Below are 6610 nucleotides of genomic sequence, written 5' to 3'. Positions count from 1 at the left end.
TGAGGCGGGCGGTGTGGAGGGGGACCGGGGGGGTGTTTACATACTGCCGGGATTCCACCCACCCCGCCCCCCCCCGCCGGGGCGCGGGCGCCTGGTCGCTGCGACCGCGGCCGGGTGCGCCGGTCAGTACGCCGATGACCTGGGACCGGCTTGCCGAGCTGGACGACCCGCGTGCATTCAACCTGCACACGGTTCCGGACTACCTCGCCGACGGCGATCCCTGGGCGGACATGGACGACACGGCGTACCCGCTCGATCCGTTGCTGCGTCTGTGGGAGGAGCTCCCTGGCGGAGAGCTGAACTTCCCACCCGACTACCCGAAGATGCCGGGAGAGCCGCCCCGCGTCCAGCCGAGCAAGAAGGTTGCCGAGCACTGGGACGAGCAGGGCAACCGCATCGCCCCGGACTGACACTTTGCCCGGCTGTCTCGTCGAGAGGGCGTCAACAGACACCACGGCAAGGAGAAACACACTATGGACGCCCGTTTCAACTACGCGGCCAGCACGATCGGACCGAAGTTCGTCAAGCACATCGTGTCGGCGAGCACCGCGGTCGCGGGTTCGTTGCCGACCGCCACCCTGGAGCTGGTGCAGCTCCGGGTCAGCCAGATCAACGGCTGCGCGGTCTGCATCGACATGCACACCAAGGACGCCACCGAGCACGGCGAGACCGCGGTGCGGCTGAACCTGGTCGCGGCCTGGCGCGAGGCGACGGTCTTCACCGAGGCCGAGCGTGCGGCACTGGAGCTGGCCGAGGAGGGCACCCGGATCGCCGACGCCGCGGGTGGCGTCAGCGACGAGGTCTGGGCGAACGCGGCCAAGCACTACGACGAGGACCAGCTCACCGCGCTGGTGTGCACGATCGCCGTCATGAACACCTGGAACCGCCTGAACGTCATCACCCAGCAGCCGGCCGGCGACTACGTGCCCGGCCAGTGGGGCTGACGGTCAGATCGTTCGCAAGGCCCCGCCGTCGACCGGGATGATCGTCCCGGTGATGTAGGAGGCGGCGGGGGAGAGGATGAAGGCGGCGACCCGGCCGAACTCGTCGGGGTCGCCGTAACGGCGCAGGGGGATGGTCTTCTCGGAGGCGCGCCGGGCCGCCTCCGGGTCGCCACCCTTGCCGTCGAGCTCCTTCAGGCGGTCGGTGGCGATCCGGCCGGGCATCAGGCCGTTCACGCGGGTGCCGTTCGGGCCGAGCTCGTCGGCCAAGGTCTTCGCGACCATCGCGAGACCGGGACGCAGGCCGTTGGAGATGGCCAGACCGTTGATCGGGGACTTCACCGACGACGACAGTACGAAGGCGATCGACGTACCGTCCGAGCCGGTCCGGGCGACCGCGCGCGCGATCCGCAGGCCACCGAGGAAGACGCTGTCGAACGCCGCCCGCCAGTCCTCCTCGTCGGAGTCGAGTGCCGTGCCCGGCCGGGGACCGCCGACGCTGATCAATGCGCCGTGCAGAGCACCCCACTTGGCAATCGCGGTCGCGGCCAGCCGCTCGGCGCTGTCCGGGGTGGCGTTGTCGACCGGGATGCCGACCACGTTCTCGCCGAGCTCGGCGGCGGCCCGGGTGATCGCCTCCTCGTTGCGGCTGGAGATCACCAGCCGGGCGCCTTCGGCAGCAAGGGCTTTCGCGGTGGCGAAGCCGAGTCCGGCGCTGGCGCCGGTGACGATGTAGGTGCGATCGCGCAGTCCGAGGTCCACGCCTCCATCCTGCCTCACCACCGTCCGTCGCGCACCTCGACGGTTCGTGGCCGACGGCAAGAACATGGCAAGAACTAGTACGCCGACCGGCGCAGTGGGGACTCGGCCGTGGTCAGGTGCCAGGCGGTGTTGACCAGGCCGAGATGCGAGAAGGCCTGCGGGAAGTTCCCGAGCATCCGGCCGGTGGCCGGGTCGTACTCCTCCGCGAGCAGTCCCACATCGTTGCGCAGGGCAACGAGCTTCTCGTACAGGTCCCGGGCCTCGCCGACCCGGCCGATCATCGCCAGCGCGTCGGCCAGCCAGAACGAGCAGATCAGGAACACGCCCTCGTCGTCGTGCAGCCCGTCGTCGGTGTGCTCGGTCAGGTACCGCCGGACGAACCCGCCGGACGACAGTTCGCGCTGCACGGCCTCGACGGTCCCGACCACCCGCGGGTCGTCCGCCGGCAGGAACCCGACCTGCGGGATGAGCAGTACGGCGGCATCGAGCGCCCTGCTCCCGTAGGCCTGGGTGAACGTGTTCCGGTCGGCGTCGAACGCCTTCGCGCACACGTCGCGATGGATCTCGTCGGCCATCGCCCGCCACTGCTTGTCCGGACCGCCCAGTCCGTATCGTTCGACCGCCCGCGCGGCCCGGTCGAACGCGACCCAGGCCATCACCTTGGAGTAGGTGAAGTGCTGCCGGCCGCCACGGACCTCCCAGATGCCTTCGTCCGGCTGGTCCCACACGTCGCTGAGATGGCGCATCAGCCCGCGCTGCACTGCCCACGCCTCGTCGCTCGACCCGATCTGCGTTTCGCGGGCCAGCGCGAGGACGTCCATCACCTCGCCGAACACGTCGATCTGCAGCTGATCCGCGGCCGCGTTCCCGATCCGTACCGGCGCCGACGCGCCGAATCCGGGCAGCCAGTCCGCCTCGAACTCCGACAACCGCCGCTCGCCGGTCACGCCGTACATGATCTGGAGGTCGGCGGGCGATCCGGCGATCGCGCGGAGCAGCCAGTCGCGCCAGGCGACTGCCTCCTCGGTGTAGCCGGACCGGAGCATCGCGGCCAGCGTCATCGTTGCGTCCCGCAACCAGCAGAACCGGTAGTCCCAGTTGCGCTGCCCGCCCAGCGACTCCGGCAACGAGGTGGTCGGCGCCGCGACGATGCCGCCGGACGGCCCGTAGGTGAGTGCCTTCAGTGTGAGGATCGACCTCGTGACCTCCTCGCCGAACCCGTTCGCACCTTTGCTGCGGGCGATCCATTCGGTCCAGAACGTCTCGGTCGGCTCCAGCGCCGCGAGGGCGTCGGTCGGCTCCGGCACCGGGTGGTGCGACGGATGCCAGGTGAGCACGAACCAGGCCCGGTCCCCGGCCGAGACCCGGAAATCGCCGTACGTCGCGAAGTCACGCCCGTGCTGGTGGACGTCGGATCGCAGCGACACCGCGTCCGGACCCGCGATCGCGACCACCTGGCCGTGCAGGTTCCGCACCCACGGAACCACGTGACCGTAGTCGAACCGCAATCGCAGCTCGGACCGCATCTCCACGGTCCCGCTGATGCCTTCGACGATGCGCACGATGTCCGGCGCGGCATCGCGGGGCGGCATGAAGTCGATGACCCGGACCGAGCCGGTGTCCGTCGACCACTCGGTCTCCAGGATCAGCGTGTCGTCGCGGTAGTGCCGGCTGCTGACCGCGTCGGCATCGCGCGGGGCGACCCGCCAGTGGCCGTTGTCGTCGGTGCCGAGCAGGGCCGCGAAGCAGGCAGGTGAGTCGAAGCGTGGAAGGCACAGCCAGTCGATCGAGCCCTGCTTGGACACCAGTGCGGCGGTCTGCAGGTCCCCGATCAGTGCATAGTCCTCAATCTGCCGCGCCGGCACGTGCTTCCGGGCGTGGCTCCGCGGGGGACTCGGGTGCTGCCCCATCGCCTGCTGACTTGCCACCGTGACCTTCCTGTCTGGAGAAGTAGACCAGTCCGCCGAGCGCCAGCAGCGCGAAGAAGAACCACTGCAGCGCGTAGAAGAAGTGTGGCCCGTCGTCGATCTCCGGTCCCGGGAACGCGCCGAACGCCGGGTCGTTGGCCGGTTCCTGCTTGTCCACGGTCAGGTAGCCGTCGTACAGGTTCAGCCCGAGGACCTTGGCGAAGTCCGGTCCGTTGATCAGTCGCGCCGTACCGTCGTCCGGCGTGCCGCCGGTGGTGCGGCCGCCGCGTTCGCTGCGCTGGAGCCGGCCGGTGATCGTCACCTCGCCGGTCGGTGTGGCGGGAATGCTGAGCGGCGCGAGCTCGGCGCCTTGACGGGCCAGGAAGCCACGGTCGACCAGCACGGCCTTGCCGTCGGCCAGGCGCAGCGGGGTGACGATCTCGAAGCCGGGCCGGTCGTCCACGTTGCGGTAGCGCATGACGATCTGCTTGGACGCGTCGAACGTGCCCGTGACGACTGCCGTCCGCCAGGCATGCTGGTCGCCGACCACGCCCTGCGGGCCGACGATCTGGTCGATCGGCGCGGGCGGAGCGGCCAGGTTGGTCCGGGTGACGTCGTTGCGGGCCTTGCGCTCGTCCAGGCGGTGCAACTGCCAACGGCCGAGCTGGACGCACACCCCGGCGAGCACGAGGACGGCCAGCGCGGCGGCGATCCAGCGGACATTCATCAAGCGACCCACAGCTCGAACTTAAGCCATGCCCTGAAACTATCCGCCGCCGGCACGTAGGCTGGGGGCGATGACAGCAACCGAAGAGGCGACGCAGTTGGGTCTGGCGGACCGGCACGGCCGGGTCGCCACAGACCTGCGCGTGTCGCTCACGGATCGTTGCAACCTGCGCTGTACCTACTGCATGCCCGAGGAAGGCCTGGACTGGCTGCCCAAGCCGGACCTGCTCACCGACGACGAGATCGTCCGGCTGGTCTCGGTCGCGGTGACCCGCCTGGGTGTGCGGGAGATCCGCTTCACCGGTGGTGAGCCCCTGCTCCGGCGTGGTCTCGTCGGCATCGTCGCGCGTACGACGGAACTCGCACCACGACCCGAGGTGTCGCTGACGACCAACGGGATCGGCCTGGCCCGGCAGGCGCAGGCCCTCAAGGACGCCGGCCTGGACCGGGTGAATGTGAGCCTGGACACGATTCGGCCGGACACGTTCGTCCAACTCGCCCGCCGGGACCGACTGAAGGACGTGCAGGCCGGGCTCGAGGCGGCGCATGATGCGGGGCTGACCCCGGTGAAGGTGAATGCCGTCCTGATGCGCGGTGTGAACGACCAGCAGGCGCCCGAGCTGCTGGAGTACTGCCTGGAACGTGGCTACGAACTGCGCTTCATCGAGCAGATGCCGCTGGACGCCCAGCACGGCTGGAACCGCGCCACCATGATCACCGCGGACGAGATCCATCAACAGCTGGACGAGCGGTTCGGCCTCACGCCGGTCGACGCGTCGACTCGGGGGAGTGCGCCGGCGGAGTCATTCCTGGTCCGCGGCGGGCCGCAAACCGTCGGCATCATCGCCTCGGTCACCCGGCCGTTCTGCGGCGACTGTGACCGGGTCCGGCTGACCGCCGACGGTCAGGTCCGGGACTGCCTGTTCGCGCGCACCGAGTCGGACCTGCGGACGGCACTGCGGTCGGGGGCCGATGACGACGAGCTGGCCGACCGCTGGCGACGGGCGATGCGGAACAAACTCCCCGGTCACGGCATCAACGACCCGAGCTTCCTGCAACCGACCCGGCCGATGTCCGCGATCGGCGGCTGAGCGCCATACCGGACCAATCCGGCGGAGCCTCATACTGGCCCAATCCGGAAATGTACTTTTTCGGTGCGGGCTAACGCGCTGAGGAGAAAGGCTCGACCTCCCGCAGGAATGACCGGCGGGCCAGGAAGTCGGACAAGCTGTCCTTGTGCTCGTCGCAGGCCAGCCACGTCTTGCGCCGGTCAGGAGTGTGGATCTTCGGGTTGTTCCACAGCAGCGCCCAGGTGGCCGGCTGCCCGCAGCCCCTGGCGGAGCAGACGGACGGAAGCGCTTCCTCGGTCACCTGTTGGCCTATTCCTGATTACTCAATAATCAAAAGACTGGGGAAATGAAGCGACGTCGGACAGCCACGGGGGGAGCCGTCCGACGCCGCATCAAGTCTCTGAATTTCACTCATGAACTTCAGAGCACGCGGGAGATTCTGACACGGATGCTGCCAAAGTTTCCAGTCCCGGCGAAGATCACTTTTCGGTGTCGTTGTCGCGGTCCGGATCCGGCGGTGTGACGACCCCCGGCTGCGACCCGATCGCAGGCCGTTGCGGCGCCACGAACGCCGCCCCGCTGTCCACCGTCGTGGTGCGCTGGGTGTTGGCCAGGACGACCGCGATGTAGGGCAGGAACACGGCCGCGACGATGAACCCCCAGCGCCAGGGCGACGGGGTGATCACGGCGAGCACGAAGCAGACGATCCGGATCGACATCATCCAGGCATACCGAACGATCCGGCTGTCCAGATCCGCGGATCGGCCCGGCTGCGCACTCGTCACCGAAATGACGGTCTCGCCGCTCCGTTCACGACGTCTCGACATCTATCCTCCTCACCAGGAACAACGGTACGCCGCGTCACCCGCTCCGGCGCAGCCAGGATGGAGAGGAACGTCTCATGACCGATCGCACCTACCGAGTCACCGAGATCGTGGGCACGTCGAAGGAAGGCCTGAACCAGGCGATCACGAACGGGATCCACCGGGCCGGCGAGACGCTGCGGCACCTCGACTGGTTCGAGGTGACCGACATCCGCGGCCACCTCGCCGACAACCAGATCGATCACTACCAGGTGACCATGAAGGTCGGCTTCCGCCTCGAAGACGGCTGATCCCCGCACGCATCCGCGCACAACCCTCCAACTCGGTGGATAACCACTGAGCTGGAGGGTTGCCCACTGAGAATCTGAGGGGGCAACCCT

The 6610-nt window shown here is 68.7% G+C and carries 9 protein-coding genes; 4 read left to right on the top strand and 5 right to left on the bottom strand.

The features are described 5' to 3' along the window. The first annotated feature begins 11 nt into the window (after positions 1–11). Positions 12–410 (top strand): hypothetical protein, encoded by a 399-nt coding sequence (locus AB0E63_RS46015; RefSeq protein ID WP_360381120.1) that lies wholly within the window; start codon positions 12–14, stop codon positions 408–410. Positions 411–473: 63 nt separating this feature from the next. Next, complete coding sequence (locus AB0E63_RS46010; RefSeq protein WP_360381118.1) at positions 474–944, top strand: carboxymuconolactone decarboxylase family protein; 471 nt, start codon at positions 474–476, stop codon at positions 942–944. Positions 945–947: 3 nt separating this feature from the next. Here the strand turns inward: AB0E63_RS46010 and AB0E63_RS46005 are convergent, their stop codons facing one another. The 3 genes from AB0E63_RS46005 to AB0E63_RS45995 all read right to left on the bottom strand — a co-directional run bounded on the left by AB0E63_RS46005 (position 948) and on the right by AB0E63_RS45995 (position 4337). Then, positions 948–1703 (bottom strand): SDR family oxidoreductase, encoded by a 756-nt coding sequence (locus AB0E63_RS46005; RefSeq protein ID WP_360381116.1) that lies wholly within the window; start codon positions 1701–1703, stop codon positions 948–950. 74 nt (positions 1704–1777) lie between these two features. After that, a complete protein-coding gene (locus AB0E63_RS46000) occupies positions 1778–3631 on the bottom strand; it encodes a glycoside hydrolase family 15 protein (RefSeq protein WP_360381114.1) in 1854 nt (617 codons plus the stop codon). After that, on the bottom strand, positions 3549–4337 hold the full coding sequence (locus AB0E63_RS45995) for an SURF1 family protein (RefSeq protein ID WP_360381111.1): 789 nt from the start codon (positions 4335–4337) through the stop codon (positions 3549–3551). The genes AB0E63_RS46000 and AB0E63_RS45995 overlap by 83 nt, the downstream gene beginning before the upstream one ends. A 70-nt stretch (positions 4338–4407) precedes the next feature. Here AB0E63_RS45995 and moaA point away from each other — a divergent pair, with 70 nt between their 5' ends. Continuing rightward, positions 4408–5427: a GTP 3',8-cyclase MoaA gene (moaA, locus tag AB0E63_RS45990; RefSeq protein WP_360381108.1), complete on the top strand. Its 1020-nt coding sequence runs from the start codon at positions 4408–4410 to the stop codon at positions 5425–5427. 70 nt (positions 5428–5497) lie between these two features. Here moaA and AB0E63_RS45985 read toward each other — a convergent pair whose 3' ends face one another. Both AB0E63_RS45985 and AB0E63_RS45980 read right to left on the bottom strand, forming a co-directional pair. Next, entirely contained in the window at positions 5498–5707 is a 210-nt protein-coding gene (locus AB0E63_RS45985; RefSeq protein ID WP_360381105.1) for a hypothetical protein, read from the bottom strand. Between the two features lie 178 nt (positions 5708–5885). Next, positions 5886–6233 (bottom strand): DUF3099 domain-containing protein, encoded by a 348-nt coding sequence (locus AB0E63_RS45980; RefSeq protein WP_360381103.1) that lies wholly within the window; start codon positions 6231–6233, stop codon positions 5886–5888. 74 nt (positions 6234–6307) lie between these two features. On the opposite strand from AB0E63_RS45980, the gene AB0E63_RS45975 reads away from it, so the two are divergent. Continuing rightward, positions 6308–6520 (top strand): dodecin, encoded by a 213-nt coding sequence (locus AB0E63_RS45975; RefSeq protein WP_360381100.1) that lies wholly within the window; start codon positions 6308–6310, stop codon positions 6518–6520. The last annotated feature ends 90 nt before the right edge of the window (positions 6521–6610 follow it).

The organism is Kribbella sp. NPDC026596 (genome assembly GCF_040638415.1).
GTDB lineage: Bacteria > Actinomycetota > Actinomycetes > Propionibacteriales > Kribbellaceae > Kribbella.
Note: the sequence above shows the minus strand (reverse complement) of the source record. Positions and strands in the feature narration are given on the sequence as shown.